This is a genomic window from Desulfococcus sp. (assembly GCF_050178255.1).
Classification (GTDB): domain Bacteria; phylum Desulfobacterota; class Desulfobacteria; order Desulfobacterales; family Desulfococcaceae; genus Desulfococcus; species Desulfococcus multivorans.
The window spans coordinates 1-3,001 of sequence record NZ_JBFXGG010000194.1; the positions used below are offsets into that span (position 1 = coordinate 1).

Sequence of the window (3,001 nt, forward strand, 5' to 3'; positions counted from 1 at the left end):
TACTTCCCGTTCTTCATTACATCACGCACGTGGGAAATCAATCTGGTCACGTCATCCTTTTGCGTGAGATCGCACTGGAAGATATGCACATTATCGGGGGAATCGAAGCCTTCACGGGCTGCCGCCAGTTTTTCCCGACGGCGGCCGACTATCGTAACCGAGGCGCCGGCATGTACCAACAGCATAGCCGCCTCCAGACCCATTCCACTGCTGCCGCCAATGATCAGCGCTTCTTTGCCTGAAAAGCTCATATGTGGCTCCTTTTTTCGTCATTGATTGACGCTGCATTTGAAAACAAGCGGCCGTTTTGCACCCGACCGGGCAGCATCACGGCCCTTTTTCCCTTCTATCAACTCCCCCCATGCCGTATTGCAGCATCGTTTTCGTAGACAATCTTCCCATCGATGATGGTATAAAGCACCCGGGCGCCGGCAATCCTGTCTTCCGGAACGGTCAGGATGTCTTCCGACAGCACTACCATATCCGCCAGTTTTCCCGGTGTCAGGGTCCCTTTGATGTGTTCCTCGAAGGCGGCATAGGCATTGTTGACGGTGTAGGACTTCAAGGCCTCCTCGCGGGTAAGGCGTTGTTCCGGAAAAAAGGACGAACCGTCGGGCAGGCGGCGGGTAACGGCGGCATGGAAGTTGGCGATGGGATCGATATCTTCGACCGGCGCATCCGTGCCGTTGCTCACAACGGCCTTTGAATCCCAGAGTTTGCGCCAGGCATATGCCCCTTCCCGGGCCCGCTGCTCTCCGATCCGTTTGATGACCCACGGGCCGTCGGAGGTTGCATGAACCGTCTGCATGGACGCGATGACCCCGAGAGCCGCAAATCGCGGGATATCATCGGGATGAAGATGCTGAGCATGCTCTATTCGCCAGCGAAGCCCCCTCTGGCCCGGATGGGCTCGAAACACTTTTTCATACAGGTCTAAAACTTCGCGATTCGCGCGATCGCCGATGGCATGGGTGTTGATCTGGAATCCGTGTTCAATTCCAAACGCTGCCGCCCTGGTCATGCCGTCGATGGATGCCGTGGGAAGTCCCGTACTTTCCGGTTTGTCTGTGTAGGGTTCAAGAAGCCAGGCGCCGTGAGCGCCAAGCGCACCATCCATGAATAGTTTTATGGATCGAACCGTCAAAAATCCGTTTCCGTAATCCACCAGACGATACGCTGGAAGGTTCTCGAACGGGGGTTTGTCCGGTTTGATCATCACATAGAGCCGAACCTGCAATAAACCTTGATCAGCCAATTTTTTGTATAAATCGATTGTGTCCAACGACACGCCACAATCATGGAATGTGGTGATTCCATGGGACACGGCCTTCTTCATCGCGAGCTGAACCTGTTTCGTCTGTTCAGCCCTGATGTCTTCGGCGGAACGCTGGGCTTGATGCCGCTCGAAAGCATCCCGGACAAAGTCCTGGGCCGATTCACGCAGCATGCCGATGGGTTGGCCGTTGGGGTCGCGAACGATTTCACCCCCTGGCGGATCCGGCGTGTCCGGCCCGATGCCGGCAAGTTCCAGAGCCTTGCCGTTGACAAATGATGCATGGCCGCTTGCATGGGTCAATCGAACAGGATTATGCGGCGATATTCCGCTCAGATCATGGTGCGTCGGCAATCCGTCGATGACGGGCCTGGGGGGTTTATCCCACTTCTCCTGGTGCCATCCCCATCCTTGAATCCATGCCCCGGGTTCGACTCGCTGCGCAGCTTCGGCGACCATGGCGACGATGTCGTCCCAATTCCGGGCCATGGTCAGATCAAGCATCATCTGAACCCTTCCCAGTGCCGGCAGGTGTCCGTGCCCTTCGATAAAGCCGGGTATGACCGGTCGACCCTTCAAATCAATGACCTTGGTGGATGGACCGATAAGCGCTTCCATCTCCTGGGTCGTACCCAAGGCTTTGATCCTGTTTCCCTTAACGGCAAGGGCTTCGGTAAGGTTTATGGCGGGATCGAGCGTCACGATCTTTCCGTTTTTGATCACCAGGTCGGCACGTTCAGCCGCCGCCTTGCCGTCCACGCCTGACAAGCCGAGAAACATAGCCGTTATGACGAGCACGGAAACCGCAGATGTCCATTTTTTTTCCATGGCGACCTCCTCGAGAACCGCCCGTCCATTTAAGTACTGTTCCTTTCGACGAAAAAGAACGTTTATTCTTCCCACGAAAAAAATACGTAATTCTCAGAATACGTCATCCGCGGGCGATTGTTCCAGCCGGCGTAGCGCTTCATCGATGGCAGCTCGCGCGTCGGCTGCCGCCGCCCGGCTCATGGCGTCGCCTCCCGCTGGCGGCAGGAGGCCTTTATGGGGTGAACGCCCCTTGTACTCCGGATCACCGAGCATTTTGCCGGCCCGGCTGGTGCCTCGGCCCACGGTGAGGCGCGCGTCCGGCAAGCTTGGATCGCGCATGTACGTCTGATTCAGAAAGATTCGATTTTCCTGGCTGGGCGTGAGGCGAAGATTACCTGAGCTGAAGGCTTTCGCCGGCTGCTGCCCCAGCTCAGCTATGTGATCAACATCGAGCCTGAATTCGTACGTTCCGCCCGAAGGTGGCTTTACGCTGCTGCCTGCTGCCGGCGAGCCGTCGGGATGAACGAGGTTCACCTGTTGCGGTCGAAGCCGCACAAAAGGCGCTGTTCCGTCGCGCGGAATAAAAAAGCCTGCATGAGACAACTGATCGCGAATCTCTCGCGTGGCGAGATCGTCCGAGGTTCCGACGTAAAACCAAAACTGTGTCCGTATGTCGTCGAAGGTATCGCGTGCCGCCGCGGCGATTTCGCGTTTGGTTAAATTAGTCCCGAACAACTCCTGCACGGCACGAATTCGTTGGGCATTTTGCGTGGCGATGTGATTCCAGGCAGTGCTGAACCCTCGCATCTCGGTAAAGCGAACGTTCAAAACATCAGCAATCGATTGCACCTGCGCCGGGTCCAGGCCGGTGGCGAGTGCGGTGAGTTCCGCGCTTCCACTTACCTTGCCCGGGAGCAG

General features: G+C 56.8%; 3 protein-coding genes. All 3 read right to left on the reverse strand.

The annotated features are described in order from the left end of the window. Positions 1-251: SDR family NAD(P)-dependent oxidoreductase (locus AB7S84_RS17080; RefSeq protein ID WP_428156002.1), on the reverse strand; the 251-nt coding region annotated here is incomplete at its 3' end. Positions 252-349: 98 nt separating this feature from the next. Continuing rightward, entirely contained in the window at positions 350-2,101 is a 1,752-nt protein-coding gene (locus AB7S84_RS17085; RefSeq protein WP_428156004.1) for an amidohydrolase, read from the reverse strand. 93 nt (positions 2,102-2,194) lie between these two features. Then, positions 2,195-3,001, reverse strand: an 807-nt coding sequence (locus tag AB7S84_RS17090) for a hypothetical protein (protein ID WP_428156006.1), incomplete at its 5' end; no start/stop codon positions are given.